Annotated in this window: 21 protein-coding genes; 16 read left to right on the top strand and 5 right to left on the bottom strand. The window is 33.2% G+C overall.

The window, feature by feature from the left end; translation table 11 throughout:
* The coding region (locus MODO_RS17685; protein WP_059051608.1) for an IS5 family transposase at nucleotides 1-793 on the bottom strand (793 nt) is incomplete at its 3' end.
* 236 nt (nucleotides 794-1029) lie between these two features.
* Here MODO_RS17685 and MODO_RS17690 point away from each other — a divergent pair.
* The gene (locus MODO_RS17690; protein ID WP_006258146.1) at nucleotides 1030-1914 is read left to right on the top strand and encodes a hypothetical protein; all 885 of its coding nucleotides are present in this window, start codon (nucleotides 1030-1032) and stop codon (nucleotides 1912-1914) included.
* A gap of 1011 nt (nucleotides 1915-2925) precedes the next feature.
* On the top strand, nucleotides 2926-4035 hold the full coding sequence (locus MODO_RS17700) for a hypothetical protein (RefSeq protein WP_006258144.1): 1110 nt from the start codon (nucleotides 2926-2928) through the stop codon (nucleotides 4033-4035).
* Nucleotides 4036-4191: 156 nt separating this feature from the next.
* Here MODO_RS17700 and MODO_RS17705 read toward each other — a convergent pair whose 3' ends face one another.
* From MODO_RS17705 to MODO_RS17715, 3 genes are read right to left on the bottom strand one after another with little or no spacing between them, the layout of a single operon-like run.
* On the bottom strand, nucleotides 4192-4383 hold the full coding sequence (locus MODO_RS17705; RefSeq protein ID WP_006258143.1) for a cold-shock protein: 192 nt from the start codon (nucleotides 4381-4383) through the stop codon (nucleotides 4192-4194).
* Between the two features lie 12 nt (nucleotides 4384-4395).
* On the bottom strand, nucleotides 4396-4824 hold the full coding sequence (locus MODO_RS17710; protein WP_006258141.1) for a cold-shock protein: 429 nt from the start codon (nucleotides 4822-4824) through the stop codon (nucleotides 4396-4398).
* A gap of 24 nt (nucleotides 4825-4848) precedes the next feature.
* Entirely contained in the window at nucleotides 4849-5961 is a 1113-nt protein-coding gene (locus MODO_RS17715) for a DEAD/DEAH box helicase (protein ID WP_006258140.1), read from the bottom strand.
* A 500-nt stretch (nucleotides 5962-6461) separates the two neighbouring features.
* On the opposite strand from MODO_RS17715, the gene MODO_RS17720 reads away from it, so the two are divergent.
* From MODO_RS17720 to rfbB, 5 genes are all read left to right on the top strand, one after another.
* Complete coding sequence (locus MODO_RS17720) at nucleotides 6462-7484, top strand: hypothetical protein (protein ID WP_039329916.1); 1023 nt, start codon at nucleotides 6462-6464, stop codon at nucleotides 7482-7484.
* Between the two features lie 265 nt (nucleotides 7485-7749).
* Nucleotides 7750-9150 carry a UDP-glucose 6-dehydrogenase gene (locus MODO_RS17725; protein ID WP_006258138.1) on the top strand — a complete coding sequence of 467 codons (1401 nt, stop codon included), beginning with the start codon at nucleotides 7750-7752 and terminating at the stop codon, nucleotides 9148-9150.
* A 187-nt stretch (nucleotides 9151-9337) separates the two neighbouring features.
* The gene (gene wecB, locus MODO_RS17730; RefSeq protein WP_006258137.1) at nucleotides 9338-10459 is read left to right on the top strand and encodes a non-hydrolyzing UDP-N-acetylglucosamine 2-epimerase; all 1122 of its coding nucleotides are present in this window, start codon (nucleotides 9338-9340) and stop codon (nucleotides 10457-10459) included.
* Between the two features lie 75 nt (nucleotides 10460-10534).
* Nucleotides 10535-11743, top strand: a complete 1209-nt coding sequence (wecC, locus tag MODO_RS17735) for a UDP-N-acetyl-D-mannosamine dehydrogenase (RefSeq protein WP_006258136.1) — start codon at nucleotides 10535-10537, stop codon at nucleotides 11741-11743.
* A gap of 14 nt (nucleotides 11744-11757) precedes the next feature.
* Complete coding sequence (gene rfbB, locus MODO_RS17740) at nucleotides 11758-12807, top strand: dTDP-glucose 4,6-dehydratase (protein WP_006258135.1); 1050 nt, start codon at nucleotides 11758-11760, stop codon at nucleotides 12805-12807.
* A gap of 208 nt (nucleotides 12808-13015) precedes the next feature.
* On the opposite strand, the gene rfbA is transcribed toward rfbB, so the two are convergent.
* Nucleotides 13016-13873: a glucose-1-phosphate thymidylyltransferase RfbA gene (gene rfbA, locus MODO_RS17745; protein ID WP_006258134.1), complete on the bottom strand. Its 858-nt coding sequence runs from the start codon at nucleotides 13871-13873 to the stop codon at nucleotides 13016-13018.
* A gap of 492 nt (nucleotides 13874-14365) precedes the next feature.
* On the opposite strand from rfbA, the gene MODO_RS17750 reads away from it, so the two are divergent.
* The 9 genes from MODO_RS17750 to MODO_RS17790 form a co-directional block, all read left to right on the top strand.
* Nucleotides 14366-15754 carry an Ig-like domain-containing protein gene (locus MODO_RS17750; RefSeq protein WP_006258133.1) on the top strand — a complete coding sequence of 463 codons (1389 nt, stop codon included), beginning with the start codon at nucleotides 14366-14368 and terminating at the stop codon, nucleotides 15752-15754.
* A 561-nt stretch (nucleotides 15755-16315) separates the two neighbouring features.
* A complete protein-coding gene (locus MODO_RS17755) occupies nucleotides 16316-16579 on the top strand; it encodes a hypothetical protein (RefSeq protein ID WP_006258132.1) in 264 nt (87 codons plus the stop codon).
* A gap of 94 nt (nucleotides 16580-16673) precedes the next feature.
* On the top strand, nucleotides 16674-18668 hold the full coding sequence (locus MODO_RS17760) for a sensor histidine kinase (RefSeq protein ID WP_006258131.1): 1995 nt from the start codon (nucleotides 16674-16676) through the stop codon (nucleotides 18666-18668).
* Nucleotides 18669-18756: 88 nt separating this feature from the next.
* On the top strand, nucleotides 18757-19386 hold the full coding sequence (locus tag MODO_RS17765; RefSeq protein WP_006258130.1) for a response regulator: 630 nt from the start codon (nucleotides 18757-18759) through the stop codon (nucleotides 19384-19386).
* Between the two features lie 236 nt (nucleotides 19387-19622).
* Nucleotides 19623-20444: a M12 family metallopeptidase gene (locus MODO_RS17770; protein ID WP_006258129.1), complete on the top strand. Its 822-nt coding sequence runs from the start codon at nucleotides 19623-19625 to the stop codon at nucleotides 20442-20444.
* A 75-nt stretch (nucleotides 20445-20519) separates the two neighbouring features.
* Nucleotides 20520-21425, top strand: coding sequence for a hypothetical protein (locus MODO_RS17775; protein ID WP_225581821.1), 906 nt, complete (start codon nucleotides 20520-20522; stop codon nucleotides 21423-21425).
* Between the two features lie 304 nt (nucleotides 21426-21729).
* A complete protein-coding gene (locus MODO_RS17780) occupies nucleotides 21730-22038 on the top strand; it encodes a DUF4134 domain-containing protein (RefSeq protein ID WP_036496719.1) in 309 nt (102 codons plus the stop codon).
* Nucleotides 22039-22049: 11 nt separating this feature from the next.
* Nucleotides 22050-22394: a DUF4133 domain-containing protein gene (locus MODO_RS17785; RefSeq protein ID WP_006258126.1), complete on the top strand. Its 345-nt coding sequence runs from the start codon at nucleotides 22050-22052 to the stop codon at nucleotides 22392-22394.
* Nucleotides 22378-22707: DUF3875 domain-containing protein (locus MODO_RS17790; RefSeq protein WP_059051610.1), on the top strand; the 330-nt coding region annotated here is incomplete at its 3' end. The genes MODO_RS17785 and MODO_RS17790, both read left to right, overlap by 17 nt.

Genomic DNA, 22707 nt, shown 5'->3' on the forward strand with positions numbered 1-22707 from the left:
CTATAACAATAAAAGCCATAAAATTCCACGCCATCCAACTAGAAAGTGTGGTGTCAAATCTATTGAGTAAAGAACGAAAACTATCTATCCAAGCATTTGTTCTTTCAATCGCATATCTTTCTTTGTATAGTTGTTCATCAAAATAATCATCTTCATTATTTTGTCCATTTCGTTTATTAGGACAGATGTTAGCTATTATTTCTTTATCACTAAATATTTTTCTAAGTTTCTGTGAATCAAACCCAGCATCAGCATTAATAAACAATCCCGATAGAGGTATTTCTGCTTTAGTTAATTGATCGGTTATATCTTCAAAATAGATTTCTATATCAAATAAATCATTGTGATTTCCAGCTATCGGTTCTGACATAGCTAAAGGTAAGCCTTGACGATCTGTAAAATATAAGGAGTTTGTCGTCTTACGTTTTTTCCTACCTTGATAAGCTACTTGTTCACCTCCTCTTAAAGCTGTGGTATGGCTTCCATCTAAATCTCCACTTGATAAATCAATAAGAGATTTATTCTTTTTTAATAATTCAGTCCAACAAGATTGCCATACACCAGCTTTACACCAATTACGAAAATGACCAAATACTGTTTTATGACTTAATATTTGAGTGCTAAATAAAGCTTGAACTATTAAATAACTCCACTGGATACCTGTTTTTAGTTTATACAATATAGCACTAACTATCTCATAAAGTGGAGCTTTTGATTTAAATCCTCTTTTTGGAAGTGGTAAGTGAGGTACTATATCTAATTCTATACTATCTTTGTGGAGTACTTGGTACACGGGGTTGTAGGTTTTGTTTGTTTAGCAACACAAATTTCTATAACCCTTCTTTATTTTACAAAAGTCAAGACGACTTCATTATTTATTGAATAAAATGTTTTAGTTTTGTTAATATATTAGTCGTCCTTGTTCTGTCTTTTTGCCTATTAATTGATAAGGAGTATAGAAAAGAAGGTAAGTAAAACAAAAAAAGACGACATAAAACAATTTGTTAATTTTATTGTTTTATTATCAATATGAATAAAAATCTACAAAAATATATAACTTTAGATCAGTCATACTTCTTCGATATAGATGAAGTGTACTGTGGGGCAGAAATTATAGTTCAACGTTTAATTAACTATGATCTCTACCAAAGACTTCATTCAGAAGAGTGTAAAAACTATACTCAACAGGAACTTTGTGATTATTATGAAAAGGCAATCCAGACTGAACAAGTGGTTTTAGATAAAGGAGGATACATTATCGATAATAGTTTTTTTCATGGAGAGTTCTGCGTAGGAGAATTTGGCTTGCTGGATGGAGAATGTAAACTTAGAAGTAAGGTAAATGGAAGTATTTTCGATTTAACCTTTGTAAAAGGAGTAGCTGTAGAAGGTTCTGTAAAAGAAGAAGATATAGTTACCTCTAGATTTTCTTTAGAAGATAGAATCTTTACTGTAGAAGGATTTGAGTCAGGTAAATTAGTGAGTAAACAAGTTATCCATTTTGATTTAGAATTAGATTATAATACTATTTTTTATAGTTATTACGAGGATGAATCCGTTGAGAGTATAGAAGACAATATTAATCAAGCTCATAAAGTATACTATCGAAATGGAAATATACAGAAGATAAAAGATGTACTAAACGAGCGCACTCAGTTCTTCGACAACAGAGGAGTGCTTACAGAAGAGTTTTTTATTGAGAAAGGCTATAGATGTTCGCTGACTTATCAAGATGGTGTTTTAACTGACAAGACTTGTATCGGAGAAGAAGATAAGTACTTTTATTTTTATAAAGAGGGTAAACTAGATTTTTATGAAGTATTAGACAAGGCTACAGATACTATTAGTGTGTATAAGAGTAGTGGAGAATTAGTCCAACAAGACAGTTTAATACAGTTAGGATTTACATCCTAATAAGAATGTATTTGATGTTTTTAAGCCTAAATAAATAGTGAAAAGGGAATCCTATCACATAAAAAAGAGCTTTAGCCTTTGGGTTAAAGCTCTTTTTTGTTTTTAAAACATTCGTTATAAGTGTTTTATATAAGTGATGTTTTTTTGAAAAAAAATGCGTTCAATTGCTTGTATTTACTGGAAAAGTAGTAATATTGCACTGTTGTCAAAATCTGTTATTTGATGACTCGCTCTCTAGTCAGGCTTCCAATTCTGATTAGGGAGCATTTTTTTGTATATATCCCATCTTTGTTTATGTATATTGTAATATAAGTATCTGTTAATGAGTTTTTTATTGAATTATCAGTTATTTTGTGTCAATTTTTGTAAAAAATAGTATTAAAAATATTGCATATTTACTCAAAAGGTAGTAATATTGCACTGTTGTCAAAATCTGTTATTTGATGACTCGCTCCCTAGTCAGGCTTCCAATTCTGATTAGGGAGTATTTTTTTATACCTACTTCATTTTTGCTGTAAAAGGATGTTTTTCTTTTAAAAGTACTCTTACTATGATGTGTGGTGCATCTCGTGTTAATCTATCAACTTGTGTTTATCATTATTTTTATTGATAAACTAAGTTTCTAAATGTGAACTATTGTTAGAATTCAAATATCATTGTTTACATTTGTTATGTATTGATACAAACTGATATGAAAAAACTTCACCAAATTAATTTTCTATTTGTTGTACTTGCATTGTTATTAGTGAATTGTAGTCGGTCTAAAAAATTGAATGGAACTGATTATGATCAGCTATATGCAGTGTGGTATAGTGATGATTATAGGGATAGCTTAGCTGAAACTTTAAAACCTAGTATAAAGAAAGCCTTAAGTTTAAAAAACACACCTGACAATCGTGTTTTTATTGATAGTGTTCTCAATCAATTGCGCTGAACACGTGATTCTTCGTCGTTTTATAAACTTAGTCAAAGGGCAATAAAGTTTGCCGAAAGAAAGTCTGATGATATGCATTGGCTAGTATATACAATGATTTAGGAGTTTATAATCATGATTTAGGAATCCTAGACAGTACATTCTATTACTATATTAAGGCAGAGAATATCTATAGAGAGATAGGAGATTCTATGAAGATGGGGGAGCTTAAATTTTATCAAGCCCGTGTTCTTTTTGAAAAAGGTCTACATATAGAAAGTGAAAGCAAAGTTGCAAGTGTTTTACAAGTATTAAATAACTACCCATTTAGCCCTATACCTTTTGAGGCTAATCAATTAATGGGGACCTGTCTTTTGAATCAGAATGATTTTGAAGGAGCTAAAAAGTATTTATTAGAAGCGCTAGCATTAATGCAAAAAGATGCTAAACAAAATAAAATACTAGATTTAAATAGATTAAAGATGGCAAAAAGTATGTTATACTATAATTTGTCAGAAGTATCATATTATTTAGAAGATTATAAAGAAGTAACTAAGTATGCTTCTACAGGATTGAGCTTTATTATACCTGAGATTCCCTCTTTATTAAAGAGTGTATTGAATTCAGGTATCGCAAAAGCGGAGTTTATGGATGGTTTAAAAAGCTATAGTCAAACAGAGTTTGATTATTATATAAAACAACTAGAGAATACTTATGATGAAGCAGCTATCTTAACCAATAGCTATGTGATGAATGAAATGGCTATGACTATAGCGAGCTTATATCTTCAAGATAAAGATAGTATTCAAGCATTTAACTGGGCTGAGAAAGTATATCAACTAGCAGTTGACCGGAATATAAAGGTAGATCAGAAGAATGCCTTAGAGTTTTTAGTTTCCCATCAGCATTATGATAATAATAGTAGAGTAAAAGAAATTATAACCTTGAGTAATGATCTTGCAGAACTAGATTATGCTACGCGTAATCGCTTTGCTCGTATTGCTTATGAAACAGAGAGAGTAGCTACCGAGAACGATGAGCTTCGAAATGTGATATTGATGGTCGTAGTGACGAGTCTTATTATTATCTTAGGATTATCTGTAGGAGTGTTTATCTATAGGTTGAGAAATAAGAATAGAGAACTAAGTTTCATACATACGGCATATATGCCAGTTCGCGCGGATTTGCAATCCGTCCAGAGTATGTAGAAGTGTATCGTATATGTCCAACAACCTATACCAGTTTGCGCGGATTTGCAATCCGTGCGATAAATAAAAAAGGCTAAACAAAATATTTTGTTTAGCCTTTTTTTAGTTTATCTAATAAGTAGGAACATTAAAATATTCGTACCTATTAAAAAAGAATTAAGCTCTTCTTACGTTAACAGCGTTTAATCCTTTTTTACCTTTTTCAACTTCATAAACTACTGCATCGTTTTCACGAACTCTCTCGTTTAAACCAGTTGTGTGTACGAAAATGTCTTGTCCTCCATCATTTGGAGTAATGAAACCGAAACCTTTAGTTTCGTTGAAGAATTTTACTGTTCCTTCTTGCATAATATTAAGTATTTAAATTTTATTTACTTCAACGGCACTTAGGCCTCTTGGAGTTCTTTCTTTTTTGAAGGTAACTTTATCACCTTGCTGTAATGGCTGATTAGACTGACTACTGTGTACAAAGATGTTTTCTTTTGAATCATCTTCAGTTATAAACCCGAAACCTTTACTGCTAAAATAAGTCACTACTCCAGTGCATTCAGTATCTGGAGCAGAAGCTGCCGCTAAGCGCTCTTCAAGTTCCCTTTTAGCTGCTTCGATGTCTTGCTCTTCTGGCGGAACGTCTGTTAGATTACCATTGTAGTCTACATAAACCAACATATCTTCAAGATCTTTACCCTTGTTGTTGTTTACTTTACGATCCTCTCTCTTTAATGCTTTCTCTTGTCTTTTCTGTGCTTTCTTTTTATTTTTCTCTTTTTTCGAAAAAGAATCAGCCATATTTATTGCGTTTTTAAGTTAATATTAAATTTCTTGTTTTACCTGCATTTTGATACCTGTAAATCGCTGAATATCCTTCAGCTCTTTTCGTTGTTCAGGTGTGCAAAAACACATGGCAACCCCTTGTACTCCAGCTCGTCCAGTACGACCGATACGATGAACGTAAGTCTCTGGTTTGTCTGGTATATCATAGTTGATCACAAAGGGAAGTTTGCTTATATCTATTCCTCTTGCAGCAATATCTGTTGCGATAAGGATATTGATTTTCTTATTTTTAAAATCATCTAATGCTTTAACACGAGCACTTTGAGATTTATTTCCATGGATAGCCATCGCCACCATATTGACCTTTTGAAGGTATTTAACTAGGTTATTAGCCTCGTATTTCGTTCTTGTAAATACTAATGTAGACTCCGTATTCTCCTTTAAGATAGTGTGTAATAACGTTTTCTTATCTTTCTTCTCTGTATAGTATACTTGCTGTTCGATAGTTGTCGCTGTGATTACTTCAGCAGCTACTTCTATTTTTACAGGTTTGTAGACGATTGTTCTAGCGAATTGCTCTATTTCTTTAGGCATTGTAGCTGAGAAGAACAGAGATTGTCTTTTAGTAGGAACAAATTTAAGAATTTTTTTAAGATCGTGTATGAATCCCATATCTAACATCTGATCAGCCTCATCTAGTACTAATATCTCTAGATTAGAAAGCTTTACTATTTTTTGATTGATTAGATCCAATAGTCGACCAGGAGTAGCCACGATAATTTCGGGATGTTGTTTTAACGCTCTTACTTGAGGTGGAAGAGGTACACCACCGAATAAAGTTACTGTTTTCAGAGGAAGCTCAGTACTATAGTCTAAAAAACTATCTTTTACCTGTATTGCTAATTCTCTTGTAGGAACTAAAATTAAGGCTCTTATACCTTTTGTCGATTTAGGAGTAGAGTGCAGTTTTTGTAAAATAGGAATAGCAAAAGCAGCAGTTTTACCTGTACCTGTTTGAGCAGTACCGATTACATCTTTTCCTTCCAGAATAGGAGGGATTGCTTTTTGTTGTATTTCAGTAGCTGTAGAATAACCTATTTTAGTTAATGCTGTTTGTATCTCTTGTGTTAATGCTAAATCTTTAAAGTTCATTTATTATTGCCTGTACTTATTCTTTTATCTTTATATGCTTTAAAACTATTAGGTCTTAAAGTCTTTTGGTATTATTTATCCTAGTGAACTTGTTTTTCTATTATGCATCAGAAACTCATATTTCGTAGGTAAGTGGTCTTTTGTTTTTGCAATAAAGCTCTAAGAGCATAAGCAGGGAAACATCTTTTACTTTCTATTGAAATTGTAAAAGAATCAAGAGTTAAATAAAGTAAAGACCAAGGAAGTAAAATTAAACGAGGTTTTTTAAAACTATTTAATTTTAGAATAACTAAGGCAGAAATCTATTAACTAATAATACAGGCACAAAGGTATAATTAATAATCGAATAATGAAGTATTTATTTTGAATTAGAGAGATAACAATTCAAATAAGATGTTTGTTTAAGAAAGAAAATACGCTTTTTAGCAAAAAGGCGTTAGCAATATTGAGGAAGAATAGTAAATTTGGAAGAACATAAAGAATCAGTAGAAATCACTTGAATGAAAACAAAATCTTGGTTAACAATAGTACAGCAGCATGACGACTTAGTAAGACGATGGTTTATTTGTTGTTGTGTATTGATGAGCTCTCTAGTATGGGGGCAGCAAGTAGATGAAGATCAAGTGAGTGTAGTGAAGCTTTGGCGTGACCTTAATGGTGAGAATAGCCTATATATAAAAGTAGGAGCGACCTGTAATAACTATGATAGCAAGGGAATCTTTGCTAAGGGTGGATACGAATCCATTATCTCTATAGAGTTGATTAACGAAGAGAATAAAGTAAGTATAAACTATGGAGAACGCCTTCCAGATAACCAAATGTTGATGTTTTATGACGAGGGAATTTGGTTTGAAGAACACGAAGATATTCAGGCGGTTTTTATTCCAGTTTTTTACTGTAGACCCTATTTTGGTAGTCAAATGCCCCTTACTTATATCGTTATTTATAACGGAAAACGCTATATGTATCACTTCGATTACTTCTGCCAATCGGATATATTAGGAACTTGTTCACTCCCTTATAGCAAGGGTAGATTACAAAAAAGGTTGTCAGATTTACCAAAAGAATTAGCCAAAAAGTTCGCGAACTATTTGACCAAAGTATATACCCAAAGAGAAGACCTATTTCCCAATCACCTTATCTTTAGAACAGAAAAATATAACAATGTCTATAGACCATATGATTTAGCAACAGCTTATCACGCATCATATCCCTATGTTTTATTAGACAAGGTCAATGGTTACCTTGAAGAAAAAAAGTATTCTTTAGCGACAACGTATCTAAACGAATTTGAATATATCTATGTGAGAGAGGAATTGACAGTGAATGTAGCGGGTTTTTATGTACAGGATAAAACTATTGGTCAAAAAGCAACGTCTTATCGCTCAAGAGTACATGCAGAAAGAGAAAAACTATTAGAAGAAGCTAAATTCCTAACCCGTAGAAATCAATACCAAGAAGCCTATTTAATCTATAAAGTGATATTAGAAGAAGAAAACGACTTCCTTCCTTCGGGGAATTAAAAATTAAGAATGGTTCCTGTTCGTGCGGATTTAAGGTTGTAATCCGTGCGGTTTTCATACGCCTGACAACGTATATCCGTTTAACAGTAGAGGCAACACCTTGCATTAAATACATGTCACACATAGAATTTATAAATAAAAACACCTATTGCTTATAGTAGGTAAATAATTAACTTTACACCTATTGTTTATAGCCCCTGATAAGAGGGGTTAAGACTATAAGAGTTAATAGACTCTAGATAAGAATTATACTTTTGGAGATTATATGAAGAATATACAAAAAATATGTTGCATAGGAGCAGGTTATGTAGGTGGGCCTACTATGGCAGTTATTGCACAGAAAAACCCACATATTCAAATAACAGTAGTAGACTTAAATGAAGCGCGTATCAAAGCGTGGAATGATAAGGATTTGAGTAAATTACCTATTTATGAGCCAGGTTTAGATGTGGTGGTTGGTGAGGCAAGAGGGCGCAATTTATTTTTTGATACCAATGTAGATAAAGCTATTGATGAAGCAGATATGATCTTTATTTCAGTAAATACGCCAACCAAGACGTATGGAAAAGGAAAGGGAATGGCTGCAGATTTAAAATATATTGAGCTATGTGCTCGTCAGATTGCACGAGTTGCCAAGACAGATAAAATCGTAGTAGAGAAATCTACACTTCCTGTGCGAACTGCACAAGCAATTAAACGAATTCTTGATCAAACAGGCAATGCAGTAGAGTTTGAAATACTCTCTAATCCTGAGTTTTTAGCAGAAGGTACAGCTATTCAAGACTTGATGAATCCTGATCGTGTATTGATTGGAGGAGCAGAAACTCCGAGAGGAAGAGAAGCTATTGAAGCGTTAGCATCTATTTATGAAGCATGGGTGCCTGAGGAGCGTATTTTGCGTACCAATGTATGGTCGTCAGAACTTTCTAAACTGACAGCCAATGCCTTCTTAGCACAACGTGTATCTTCTATCAATGCGATTTCAGAACTATGTGAAGTATCAGGGGCAGATGTAGCTGAAGTATCTAGAGCTATTGGTACAGATAGCCGTATTGGGAACAAGTTCTTAAAAGCATCTGTAGGATTTGGAGGGTCGTGTTTCCAAAAAGATATCTTGAACTTAGTGTATATCGCTAAGTCTTATGGACTAGATGCAGTAGCAGACTATTGGGAGCAAGTAATCATTATGAATGATCATCAGAAACGTCGTTTTGCAGAAAATATTGTAACGACTTTATTCAATACAGTTAACGATAAAAAAATAGCTTTCTTAGGATGGGCATTTAAGAAAGATACCAATGATACAAGAGAATCAGCGGCTATCTATGTAGCCAATGAGTTAATTGAGGAAGAAGCACAGATCCACGTATATGATCCTAAAGTAATGGAACAACAGATGTTGTCTGATTTAGATTACTTAGCGACTCGTGAGGCGGAGTTGAATAAAAAACATTTGACAGTGCACCAAGATCCTTATACTGCTCTAGAAGGAGCACATGGTATTGCAGTATTGACAGAGTGGGATGAGTTTAAGACGTATGATTGGCAACGTATCTACGATAAGATGCAGAAGCCAGCCTTTATATTCGATGGTCGTAATATATTAGATCGTCAAGCGTTAGAAGATATAGGATTTGAAGTTTATACAATAGGTAGAGGAAAATAAACTTTAACACGTAAATTAAGCAATAAAAATGCAAGGATATAAAATATTAGGATTTATATTCTTTAGAGTATCTCTTATATTTAGATGAATTTTATTACAAATGTAATATAAGAAGAGACTATTAAATTGATGATATTAACTGTTTTTTTAAAAAATAAAAACAGACATTAACACACATTATTTAACTATGAAAAAGAATTTGATTGTATTTGGTACAAGACCAGAAGCTATCAAAATGGCTCCTTTAATAAAAGAGTTTAAGAAGCACAATGATCAATTTGATACACGTGTATGTGTAACCGCGCAACACAGAGAGATGCTTGACCAGGTTTTAGAATTTTTTGATATTATACCAGAGTATGATTTGAATTTGATGAAACCCAATCAAAATTTGTATTCTTTAACAGGGGATATTATCACAGGATTAAAGCCTGTTTTAGAGGAGTTCAAGCCTGATTATGTATATGTACATGGAGATACTACTACAACGATGTCAGCAAGTATTGCAGCTTTTTACAGTGGAGCCAAGGTGTGTCACGTAGAAGCAGGCCTTAGAACACATAATAAACGAGCACCTTTTCCTGAGGAAATAAATCGACAGATCACTGGTCGTGTGACAGATTATCACTTCGCACCAACCGCAGCTTCTCAAGAAAACTTATTAAGAGAGAATATTGCTACTAAAGATATCCTTATTACAGGAAATACAGTTATTGATGCTTTGTTAGAAAGTGTAGAGCGTGTAGAAGACTTGCAAAATGAAGAAATCACACAATTAAAGCAAATTGTCGATCCTGCTAAAAAGCTTATTCTAGTAACAGGTCATAGACGTGAGAACCACGGAGATGGGTTTATTCGTATTTGTGAAGCACTAAAAGAAATTGCTTTAACACATTCTGATGTACAGATTATTTATCCTGTACACTTAAATCCAAATGTAAAAGGTCCTGTTTACGAAATTTTATCAGGAATTAATAATATCAAATTAATTGACCCATTGGCTTATCCATCTTTTGTGTGGTTGATGAATAAGAGTTATATGATTGTAACAGATAGTGGAGGAGTACAAGAAGAAGCACCAAGCTTAGGAAAACCTGTCTTAGTGATGCGAGATACGACAGAGCGCCCTGAGGCTGTAGCTGCAGGAACAGTGATCTTAGTAGGTACAGATAAAGATAAAATTGTAAATGAGGCAAATAGCTTATTGACAGATATAATTCGCTATGAGAAGATGTCAGCTTTACACAATCCTTATGGAGATGGAAAAGCATGTGCACGTATAGTGGAATTTATCAGTAAATTACAGTAGAGACGTAATACCTTACGTCTAATAAAAGGAATACAGTAGAGACGTAATATCTACGTCTAATAAAAAGATATATAAATGAATACACAAGTAGTAACAATAGGATTAGGATATATAGGATTACCAACATCAGCATTAATTGCACAAAATAAAATAAGTGTACATGGAGTGGATATTTCTCAGCATGTGGTAGATACGATTAATGCAGGTAAAATTCATATTGTAGAACCAGATTTAGACAAGGCAGTAGCCGAAGCTGTACAAGCTGGATATTTAAAAGCAGCAACTACTCCTATTGTAGCTAATACATATTTAGTAGTTGTACCGACTCCATTTAAAGGAAATCATGAACCAGATATTTCGTATGTAAAGGCAGCAACTACGGCTATACTTCCATTATTGAAAGAAGGTGATTTATATATCATTGAATCTACCTCTCCAGTAGGAACAACAGAGAAGATGATGGAATACATCTTTACAGAACGCCCAGAGCTTGAAGGTAAGATTTATTTAGCTTATTGTCCAGAGCGCGTATTACCAGGAAATGTGATGTATGAATTAGTTCACAATGATCGTGTTATTGGAGGGGTAAATGAAGCCTCTACAGAAAAAGCAGTAGCATTCTATAGCCAATTTGTAAAGGGAACTTTACACAAAACAAATGCGCGTACAGCAGAGATGTGTAAACTGACAGAGAACTCTTCTAGAGATGTGCAAATTGCATTTGCTAATGAGTTATCACTTATTTGTGATAAAGCAGGGATTAATGTTTGGGAATTAATCGAATTAGCAAATAAACACCCACGCGTAAATATCTTGCAACCAGGATGTGGAGTAGGAGGGCATTGTATTGCAGTGGATCCTTACTTTATTGTATCAGAATTCCCTATGGAATCTAGAATTATTGCTCATGCTAGAGAAGTGAATAATTATAAGTCATTTTGGTGTGCAGAAAAAGTAAAATCAGCTCGTTTAGAGTTTGAATTAAAACAGGGACGTCAACCTGCTATTGCAGTAATGGGATTGGCTTTCAAGCCGAATATAGATGACTTGCGTGAATCGCCAGCTATCTATATTACGGAACGTATTTTGCAAGATTCAGGAGATGCTGATATGTATATTGTAGAACCAAATGTACATGACCACAAAGTGTTCAAGTTAACGAACTACAAAGAAGCTATAGAAAAAGCAGATATTATTGTATTCTTAGTAGCACATAATGAATTTAAAACAGTAGAAATTCCAAGTGGAAAAGTAGTTTTAGATTTTTGTGGAATAAAGAAATAATAAAAGTAAGTAGAATGAAGAAGATTGTTGTTACTGGCGGTGCAGGCTTTATAGGTTCACACGTCATTAGACATTTTGTAAATAAGTACCCTGCATACCACATCTATAACTTAGATGCTCTGACTTATGCAGGAAACCTAGAGAATCTAATAGATATACAGTCTGCCCCTAATTACACCTTTATTAAGGGAGATATCACAGATGAGCAATTTATTCAGGAACTATTTAAGAAAGAGCAGTTTGATGCTGTGATTCACTTAGCTGCAGAGTCGCATGTAGATCGTTCCATTACTAATCCGTTGGCTTTTGTGAAAACAAATGTAATAGGAACAGTGAATTTACTACAAGCATTTAAAGCCTTATGGCAAGACAACTGGGAAGGAAAGCGTTTTTACCATGTCAGCACAGATGAAGTATATGGAACATTAGGAGAGGTAGGTTTGTTTACCGAAACGACCGCTTATGATCCTAATTCCCCTTATTCTGCCTCTAAAGCTAGCTCAGATCACTTTGTAAGAGCTTATGGTGAGACTTATGGAATGCCTTATGTAGTGAGCAATTGTTCTAATAATTATGGGCCAAATCACTTCCCAGAGAAGTTAATTCCATTGTGTATTTACAATATCATCCATAAGAAACCCTTGCCTATTTATGGAAATGGGAAGTATACTCGTGATTGGCTCTATGTCTTAGATCACGCCAGAGCGATTGATGATGTATTTCACAAAGGAGGTAATGCAGAGACTTATAATATCGGAGGTTTTAATGAATGGCAAAATATTGATTTAGTCAAAGAATTGTGTCAACAGATGGATACAGTCTTGGGGCGCCAAGTAGCAGAGAGTGAACAGTTAATCACTTTTGTAAAAGATAGACCAGGACATGATTTAAGATATGCTATAGATGCAACTAAGATTAATAGAGAGTTAGGGTGGAGCCCATCAGTGACTTTTGAAGAAGGATTAGCGAAGACCATTGACTGGTATATGAATAATCAAGACTGGTTAATGAATGTAACAAGTGGAGCTTACCAAGAATATTATCAAAAACAGTATATAAAGTAAATAGAAAAGGCCTTGTACTCTGAGATGGTACAAGGCCTTTTCAACCCAAAACAAGCGATAGACATATAAGCGAAAAGTAATTATACAAAATAGGTCTGAATTAGCGATACAAGCATACTTTAGTATGGTTACAGAACTAATGAAAGAGATATGAAGTAGAATTACTTTGTAGTATGTGGCTAACGCAGATTTTGGGTTTAATACATTATTACTCTATTGCCATTAGATATTCTCCATACCCACTTTTACATAGGGGTTGAGCGATATGATGTAGTTGTTCTTTTGTGATATATCCCATTCGATAAGCAACTTCTTCAATGGCTCCTATTTTTAGCCCTTGGCGCTCTTCGATGACTTGAACGAATTGACCAGCTTTCATCAGAGAAGCAAACGTACCTGTGTCTAACCAAGCCGTTCCTCTGTCTAATATGCCTACTTTCAGCTTACCTTGTCTCAAATATTCTTTATTGATGTCTGTTATCTCGTATTCTCCTCTTTTAGAAGGCTGAATAGTCTTGGCGATATTCACCACATCATTGTCATAAAAGTACAAACCAGGAACCACAAAATTAGATTTAGGCTCTAGTGGTTTCTCCTCTATGGATAGTACATTTTTATCTTGATCGAATTCTACTACACCATAGCGTTGAGGGTCTGTGACAGAATAAGCGAATATCGTTGGTTCTGCACTTTTTACACAAGCTTGTAATAGTTTGGACATGCCACTACCATAGAAGATATTATCTCCTAAGATAAGCGCTACAGGATCTTTACCGATAAATTTCTCTCCGATTATAAAAGCCTGTGCTAATCCATTAGGTTCCTCTTGTATAGCATAGGTAAAAGAACAGCCTATTTGACTTCCATCTCCTAATAGCTTTTTAAAGTTAGGAAGGTCAGTAGGGGTAGAAATAATCAGAATTTCATTGATTCCCGCTAGCATTAACGTGGATAAAGGGTAGTAAATCATTGGCTTGTCATAGACAGGCATGAGTTGTTTACTTACAGCTAATGTTAGTGGGTGTAATCGAGTTCCAGATCCCCCAGCGAGAATAATTCCTTTCATCTTAAAATAATAAAGGGATAAAGTTAATGATTTTTTAAATCAAGATTACACGATAGACATATAAACGAAAATCAATAAAATATTCTAGGCTTTAATTTAGATTAGGGTATACTTGTAGAGTTACAGAAAGAGGTGTGAACTTGACCTTGTATATTAGATTTACCTCATGTGAAATCTAGGGTTAACCTCTTAAAAGAGCATAAAATAAATTACGTATATAGGCTAAAGCAAGGTGTAATGATAAAAAAATAGAGTTTAAAAAACATATATTATTGTTTTATGTATGGAATGTATGTTAATTTTGCAAAAATTAACATGTAAATTGTATTTAATGTTTTTTTGCCTCTAAAAAGCTGGGTATTTTTAAAGGTGTTAAATATTGATTTTTAGTATTTTAAGGTATAGTTATTATTGGTTTTTAAAGAAAATAAAGCTGTATAAATCGTAAATTTAATAGAGGATAAAGGAAAATCTTCTTTAATAAAAAACATTATGAAAGCAAAATTTGTACTACTAACTCTTTTCTCATTAGTAGTATTAGGGTGCTCTTCAGAAGATGAAGGCATTAGAGAAAAAAAAGTGACTATCACTTTTATCAATAAAGAAAAACAAGTATTGATAAACGATAGTTTTGACTTGATGAATGAACTCAAGATTGAGAATGCAACTAAAGAACAAGTTGTCTGGCTCAGTGAAAACCCAAGTGTTGTTCGTTTAAATGGAAGCATAGGTAAAGCGCTTTCAGAAGGAGAAATCCAAATTACAGCCAAAGTAAAGAATACTAATGTTCAGACGAGTATGAAAATTAGTGTACAAGAACAGATTTTACAATTTAAACAAAAAGAATTATCTTTAGTTACAAATAAGACTTTCAATCTAAACGATCTATTAGAAATTAAAAATATTGAGTTAGATCAACTAAAATGGACTGTAGAAAACTCTAATATTTTAACTATAAATAAAGGACAGATTACTACTTATCAACAAGGTAAAGTTAAAATCACTGTAGAGTTTGGAAAGTCTAAAGCTATTATTACAGTTATCGTTGAAAACAATGAACTCCAAGACATTATTTTTGATGAAGATATTATTGAAATTACGGGGATGCAACAAAATAAGATCCCTTATCGTACCCTACCAAAGGGAGCCAGTACTGCTGGAGTCAAATGGGAGATTTCACCAGGAGGCATTAGTTTATTTGATAACGAAACACTCTACTCTGATAGATTGGATAGTAGTACACTAACCGTTATATTGCCTAATGGCAAAAGGAAATCAATAGAGGTAAGAGTGGTCTCTAAAGGGATTCTTGAAATTAAAACACCTTATGGCACCAATATAAAAATTGTCGAAGAACAAGAAGAACAATTTTATCTAGTTCTACTGCCTTTAGGTGAAACTTTTGAGGACTTCGAAGTGACTATGGATAATCCAATTATCAAAATTGATATTAACGGATATATCAAAACATTCTTTGGTCAACTAGGCGTGACAAATGTAACCCTTCGAAGTAAACAAAATCCTCATGTATCGATCATAATGAGAGTAGAAGTGATCAGTTTTATAAATGATGTTTTGGTCAGCTCACAAATCTTTGACGAGATTAAAAATGACGGAACCCATACAGGCGAATTACAGTATCAGCTGTTTAGTTCTAGGAGAGATGGTATTTCTATACAAGACTTTATTCTCTATGACGGATATAATCGAGTGATCTTTAGAGATTCTAAAACCTATACACTACAACAGATTTATACTATTAAGTTAAACAAAGTCTATAAACCATACGCCGAGTTTACCTTAATGTATAAAGGCGTAGCCATCAAATGTAGAAAAGAAGTCAACGTAGTTACTGGAATACCGATCCCAAAGGCTTTTTAATTAAGAAATAGTTCTTTTTTAATAGGCTCTTGATATAAAATACAACGACAATATGGTTAGGCTGTATTGTCGTTTTTTTATTCTATTGTTCTTGACTTTGGTAAGTATATCAAGGATTTTAGGTTTCATTCTGTGCAATACATAATGCATTTATACAACAGAAGGACAATCACATATGGCTACACAATACATTGCGTCTACCACATCAATGAGATAAAAATTTAACATTTTATGAGTTTAAACTACAACAGTAAGTGTAATTATTGCTTTAAGTTTATAAATGAAATTTAGATGTATCTATTTTATGATATAAAACTTATACTAAGTGATTTAGAAAACTCTTTGTTGTAATTATTATAAGTAAAGCAGTCCTTCTTTGATAAAAGTGACGATAGACTATCGAAGAACGTATTATAGAAATAGAATAATATAAAAGCGTTTTACAGCAGAAATTAAATTCTACTTAGAGTGAATATGTTTTTACATCTTAAATTATTGTTTATTAATAACCATAACTAACTATGGAGTAGTTATTATAGTTAGTTATTAAATCTATACAGTATGAAAAAAATCTATTTTATGATGGGGTTAGTAACTCTTTCAACCATGGTGGTATCTTGCTCTAACGATGATAATTTACAACAAGATATAGAAGTAAAGCAAAGAGAGAAACAAGCAAAGGCGCAAGGAGTACTTACAATAAAAGATGAAACGGAAGTTGAAACGAAAAGCTTCTCTACTGAAGAGATGAATGATCGTGGGGATTTTGATTTAGATAAGGATAAAACAAAGAGAGAAGGAAACGGAAAAGGAAAAGGAAAGTAATAAGTGTTTACCTTTTTTAAGGTTATAGATTTTGCAGTATAGTAAAGCGATTCATCTTGGATCGCTTTATTATTTTGGTTATAAAAGAATCGTTATGCGTTTTAGTTTATTATTGTTTTTATTTTGTTGTCTATCTTGTAATGGGGTAGTAGAGAAAAAAACGAAAGAGACAAACTATTTTGAAGGTTATGCTGAGGCTATTGATAAAGAAGTTTATCTAGACAGTATTGCTACTTTGATCATAAAAAGACCTAATGACTCTTTGACTAGAGAAGCACTCTTAAGATTAGCTAACCGTTACGAATGGATAAAGCGGGATAGAAAGGTTAAGAAAAATCTAGAAAAACTGTATACTTACTCAAAACAACAAGGAGATACAGCACATATAGCCAAGACCTATTGGTATTTAGGAGATTATTACGATAGGAAACAAATTTTAGATAGCGCTTACTTTTATTATCTCAAAGCGGAGAAACTTTATGCTTTACAACAAGATAGTATCAACTGGGCTAAAATGCTTTCTTATAAAGCAGGTGTTTTACACGATACAGGGATTTATACAGAGAGCGAGACCACGATAGCCCAAGTTCTACAAGTGTTATCCAAACAAAAAAACACAAGACTTATCTATGAAGCCAACTTCCAAATGGCTTCGGTACTAAAAGAACTGAAAGAGTACAGAGTAGCTCTAGAGTATTATGTAAAAATACCAGAATTGCTAAATAGGTTAGAAGAAGAAGGATATGATAGATATAATTTACAACGCTCCTGGCTATCGTATTATAATAATCTAGGAGGCTATTATCAAGAAGTAGGTAATTTACAAGAAGCCAAAAATTACTTTCAGATTGCGCTTAGAAACCAGTATGTTGATAGTTTTCCACGATTAAAAGCGATGGTTTTAAATAACTATGGATATAATCAGATGCTCCTTTGTGAGGATACTAAGGTGATCCAATCTACACTAGAATCTGCTTTGGAGATTCGTACCCAGATTAATCATAAACAAGGCATTGTCGCTAGTAAAATAAGAATAGCAGAGCTAAGTCTTCTAAAAAAAGATACCATAGCGGCTTTAATTCTCATGAAAGACGCTTATGCTATGGCGGCAGAGGATAGGAATCTTTATGAGTTAATCGAAAGTCTAAAGTTTTTATCCGAATACGATGTAAATGACAAAGAGTTTTATACCACTATTTATCTCAGAACCCAAGATAGCATAAGAACTCTAGAGCGTCAGACTAGAAATAAATTTGCCCGTATTGAATATGAAACAGGAGAAATAGAAAAGAGAAATGATCTTTTAAAGCAAAGAAATACATATTTAGGAGGAGTCATTTTGCTTGTCGTCTTACTGTCTATTGTGTTTTTTATTGTGCTTAGTTTGCAAATGAAAAACAAAAAACTCTTATATCAGCAAAAAGATCAACAGGCTATACACCAGATTCAAGCTTTGCTTTTACAACAACAAAGCATAACCTATAAGGCAAAAAATAAACAAAGAAAACAAATAGCCAAAGACCTACATGACTCTATTATTAATAGAGTGTTTACGGTGCGTATCAATCTCGGACAATTGTCAACTGATCAAACTAAAGAGAAAGAAAAGTTAATCGATCAATTAACACAAATCGAAGCGCAGACCAGAGCCTTATCTCACAATATGCATAAGACCTTGTTTAATCAAGAGCAAGACTTTAGCTTAGTACTTGAGAATTTAATATTAAGTCAGAAAAATCCATTTCAAACTGTTTTTGAGTGTTCTATTGATAGACTTATTAATTGGGATTTTTACACCTGGTATCAAAAAGCACAGTTATACCTTATTGTACAAGTATTGCTTCAAAATGTAAATAAACATGCTCATGCGAGTAAGTGTTTAGTTATTATTCTTTTAAGTGAACAGCATATTGTAGTTAAAATTCATGATAATGGTATTGGTATTGATACCAAGAAAATAAATAAAGGATTGGGTTTTAAAAATATAAGGCATCGACTACAATCTCTACAAGGAAAAATGACTATCTCTACCCTTAATCAGATGACAACGATTAGTTTAGAAATTCCCTATAGTGAAAAGGAAGTATAGTTTTATTTTGTTGTAATTTTTATAAATTTAAGATTGTGTAGTTCTTTTTTATTCCTAAATTGCTTTGTAATTTTTATAAAACGCCTATATGACCATATTACTAGCCGACGATCATTTTATGACTTTAGAGGGGTATATTTCTATTTTAAATAATGAATCTAATACGTATATAAAAGCCCAAAACTGTGAGGAACTCTATAAACAGATTCTTGGCTTAGAACAGCTTGATGTAGCTATTATAGATTATGATATGCCTATATATAAGGAGCAAAATATATCCTCAGGTTTAGACTGTACAACCTTGATTAAAGAGCGCTTTCCTAAGTGTAATATTATTCTAATTACAGCCCATGAGGAAGCACTTATTCTTTATAGCATTTACCGAAATAAAACAATAGATGCCTTGATTGTAAAATCTGATTTTTCAGCCAAGACTTTACAGGATTTGATTCTTAATGATAAAGGACCGGAACTTTTTTACAGCCCTATTGCCAAGGAGTCTATCAAAAAGGTAATCGCTAAAAATACACTTCTAGACCCTAAGAACAGAGAGATTTTAATGTATTTATCTCATGGATATAAAATTACGCAGTTAGAGAGCTTTGTATTTTTAAGTACAAGTGCTATACAAAAGCGAATAAGTAAAATGCTACATGAGTTTAATGTAACGGATTATCAGGAATTAATTCAAATAATAAAACACAACCAATTGCTATAGTATTTTAAATATATTGATTTATAATATATTACTTGAATTTAAGGATAAAAAGTGATTTTATTGGTATATTTTTATTTATAACTAATATTTAGACTTTAAAGGGGTGGAAATGCTTGTTTTTTTAACACTTGCTGTAGGTTGACTTCCGTTTTAGTTAATTGTCTTGTTGTCAGTTTTTTATATTGATTTGATGTTGTTAAATTTATGTTATTATAAACCAAAACAATATTGATAATATGAAATTACACCACAAGATCCTATTAGGGTCATTCATCTCAGTAGCACTGGTATCATGTAATACTAATGACAATGATACAGCAGTAAATGATAGTACTAGTGGATTAAAAGAATTAAGAGCAGTACCTAAAGCGGATATTGTTTCAGGATTTGAAGGAGCGAAAGTCTGTAAAGATGTTTATCCTAAAGGAACAGATCCAAGAGGAGCTGTTGTTAGAAGTACAAAGTGGCCTAATGGAAGTGTTATTACTGTAGGACTATATGGAGGTACTCCTTATGTTCGCAGTAAGGTTAAGCAATACGCGCAGGAGTGGTCTAATTATGCCAATATCACTTTTAATTTTGTGGAAACTGGAACTCCTCAGATTCGAGTTACTTTTACCCAAGGAGCAGGATCGTATTCTTATTTAGGAACACAAGCCCTTAGTATTCCATCTAATGAAGAAACAATGAACTTTGGTTGGTTTGATAATTCGACTAGCGATGCAGAGTTCAGTAGAACAGTTATCCATGAGTTCGGTCATGCGCTAGGAATGATACACGAGCATCAACATCCTTTAACGAATATTCCATGGGATAAAAATAAAGTGTACGCTTATTACGCTGGTTATCCGAACTATTGGAGTAAAAATGATGTGGATAACAATCTTTTTGCAACCTATTCAACTACGCAAACTCAGTATAGTGCTTATGACACGCAGTCGATTATGCATTACAGCATAAGCAGTGCTCTTACTACAAATGGATTTAGTGTAGGAAATAACTCTGTTTTATCAGCAACAGATAAACAGTTTATTGCAACAGTTTATCCAAGAAACTAAAGTATATACATTAGGTTAGTTTTAATAATAGTCTACCTTACCCTAGTGTGAGGTAGACTTTATCTATTTATGACAATGAATAAAAGTTACTTTCTATTACTTTTTTGTATTCTTCCTTTTTTAATACAAGCTCAAGCCAAAAGACAACCCTCTTCTATCTCACCTTATGTAAATTGGAGTGAAGAAAACTTGAATTGGAATATAGCAGGCAATGAACAAGGACAATACCCTAATGTATTATCAGAATTAGATTGGCGCGATCTTCGCGGACCTTCTGTAGGTGTTGAATCTGTTATCTCTCTTTCATCGAAATTTCGCTTAAAAACAGACCTAAATTACAAGGAGATAACAAGAGGAACTGTGAAAGATACAGATTATGCAGGAGACAATAGATTCCTAAAAACCTCTGAACTTGATTTACAAGCAGATAAAGGTCATTCTTTTTACACACGTATTGAATTATCCTATTTGCTATGGTCTAATCATCACTTTTATTTTAATACCCATATTGGGTATTATGGTGCCTATCAGACTCTTTATATGTTAGATGGAGATGTCCCTCTTATAGAAGGCAAAAAATTAAATAGCACCTATAAACCTCAATCTCATGGAGTCATCATGGGATTAGAAACGAATTTTATTCATCAGAATTGGAATGTAGATTTTGATATTAGCGCTATATATCTACCCTCTTACACTGCTAAGGCAACTTGGAACCTCCGAGAAGAACTTAGACAGCCCACCAGTTTTAAGCACAAATCTAAGGGAGTGGGGTGGAGGACAGGATTACATATCGGCTATCAGCTCACACAGCGCATACAACCTTTTTTCTCTGTTCACTATACCCATACAAAAATAAATAAGGGAACCGATAAGTTATTTAAGGCAAATGGAACAACTCATACCGCCCAATTAAATGAAGTTCATTCAAACAGTTTAAGCATAGGGCTAGGAGTGAAGGTATTTTTAGATTCCTTATAAAAAATAATTGTTTTCTTAAAAAGTAAGAACACCCGGTAGTTGATAAAAAATAAGACAATAATTTTGAATTTTTTATTTAGCGTTTTATTACATAAATAATTTAAAGGGTATTAAATATACCACACAAGAGGATTATATCCTCTTTTTTTATTTTTATCAATCCATAATAAAACTTTTAAAAGGCTATTTAAAGTCAATTAAAGACTGAGCATACCAAGTTTTATTAATAGATAGTTTTCCTGGGACATTTGAGCTAAGATATTAAGCAAACAGCTTAATAAATAACTTATAAATGTCAAATTTTATGAAAACAAAAACATTTCAAAAATTAGTATTGTTAGGTCTAACATTACTTTTATCAAGCAATCTTTTTGCTCAAGGAAACGGAATAGCAGGTATCACAGAAGCTACCCAGATGGTTACTTCTTATTTTGATCCAGCCACTAAACTTATCTACGCTATTGGAGCTGTGGTTGGTCTTATTGGAGGGGTAAAGGTGTATAACAAATTCTCAAGTGGTGATCCCGATACAAGCAAGACAGCTGCAAGCTGGTTTGGAGCTTGTATCTTCTTAATTGTAGCGGCTACAATTCTAAGATCATTCTTCCTTTAAAAGATACTTATATGAAAAAGTATAGTATCAATAAAGGCATTGGAGCAAGCGCAGAGTTTAAAGGACTCAAGGCTCAGTACCTGTTTTATTTTGCAGGTGGACTATTAGGAAATCTAATTCTTGTTATGGTTTTGTATATGGCTGGGGTAAACAACAAAGTTTGTTTAGCCCTTGGTCTTGGACTATCGGGGTATCTTGTTTACAAAGTATTTTCATTAAATAAGAAATACGGCCAGTATGGTCTTATGAAACTTCAAGCCAGAAAGTACTTTCCAAGGTATATCATCTCAAGAAAAGATCTTAGAGGGTATTTAAGTAGAAACTTAAAACTAAGACACTATGAGAAATACAGCTAAGACAAATACATTAGAGCGGATGTTTCCAATTCTATCAGTGGAGAACAACTGTATTGTCTCAAAGCAAGGAGATATCACGGTTTGTTATAAAGTGATCTTACCTGAGATATTCACCATCTCAGATAAGGAGTATGAGACTATTCACAGCCTGTGGCATAAGGCTATAAAAACGCTTCCTGAGTTTACTGTGATTCACAAGCAGGATTGGTTTGTAAAGGAAAGTTACCACGCTGATTTTAAAGATGCAGAGCAAAGCTATCTAAGTAGAAGCTTTGAGAGGCATTTTAATGAGCGTCCCTATCTGAATCACAGT

Source organism: Myroides odoratimimus (assembly GCF_001485415.1).
In the GTDB taxonomy this organism is placed as follows: domain Bacteria; phylum Bacteroidota; class Bacteroidia; order Flavobacteriales; family Flavobacteriaceae; genus Flavobacterium; species Flavobacterium odoratimimum.

Bases quoted from the DNA above. Each gene is read 5' to 3' on its own strand.
- MODO_RS17690 (WP_006258146.1), top strand. From the start codon at position 1,030: ATGAATAAAAATCTACAAAAATATATAACTTTAGATCAGTCATACTTC.
- MODO_RS17710 (WP_006258141.1), bottom strand. From the start codon at position 4,824: ATGGCTGATTCTTTTTCGAAAAAAGAGAAAAATAAAAAGAAAGCACAG.
- MODO_RS17760 (WP_006258131.1), top strand. From the start codon at position 16,674: ATGCGTTTTAGTTTATTATTGTTTTTATTTTGTTGTCTATCTTGTAAT.
- MODO_RS17750 (WP_006258133.1), top strand. From the start codon at position 14,366: ATGAAAGCAAAATTTGTACTACTAACTCTTTTCTCATTAGTAGTATTA.
- MODO_RS17755 (WP_006258132.1), top strand. From the start codon at position 16,316: ATGAAAAAAATCTATTTTATGATGGGGTTAGTAACTCTTTCAACCATG.
- wecC (WP_006258136.1), top strand. From the start codon at position 10,535: ATGAATACACAAGTAGTAACAATAGGATTAGGATATATAGGATTACCA.
- MODO_RS17725 (WP_006258138.1), top strand. From the start codon at position 7,750: ATGAAGAATATACAAAAAATATGTTGCATAGGAGCAGGTTATGTAGGT.
- MODO_RS17765 (WP_006258130.1), top strand. From the start codon at position 18,757: ATGACCATATTACTAGCCGACGATCATTTTATGACTTTAGAGGGGTAT.
- wecB (WP_006258137.1), top strand. From the start codon at position 9,338: ATGAAAAAGAATTTGATTGTATTTGGTACAAGACCAGAAGCTATCAAA.
- MODO_RS17720 (WP_039329916.1), top strand. From the start codon at position 6,462: ATGAAAACAAAATCTTGGTTAACAATAGTACAGCAGCATGACGACTTA.
- MODO_RS17705 (WP_006258143.1), bottom strand. From the start codon at position 4,383: ATGCAAGAAGGAACAGTAAAATTCTTCAACGAAACTAAAGGTTTCGGT.
- MODO_RS17785 (WP_006258126.1), top strand. From the start codon at position 22,050: ATGAAAAAGTATAGTATCAATAAAGGCATTGGAGCAAGCGCAGAGTTT.
- MODO_RS17775 (WP_225581821.1), top strand. From the start codon at position 20,520: ATGAATAAAAGTTACTTTCTATTACTTTTTTGTATTCTTCCTTTTTTA.
- rfbB (WP_006258135.1), top strand. From the start codon at position 11,758: ATGAAGAAGATTGTTGTTACTGGCGGTGCAGGCTTTATAGGTTCACAC.
- MODO_RS17715 (WP_006258140.1), bottom strand. From the start codon at position 5,961: ATGAACTTTAAAGATTTAGCATTAACACAAGAGATACAAACAGCATTA.
- MODO_RS17770 (WP_006258129.1), top strand. From the start codon at position 19,623: ATGAAATTACACCACAAGATCCTATTAGGGTCATTCATCTCAGTAGCA.
- MODO_RS17780 (WP_036496719.1), top strand. From the start codon at position 21,730: ATGAAAACAAAAACATTTCAAAAATTAGTATTGTTAGGTCTAACATTA.
- rfbA (WP_006258134.1), bottom strand. From the start codon at position 13,873: ATGAAAGGAATTATTCTCGCTGGGGGATCTGGAACTCGATTACACCCA.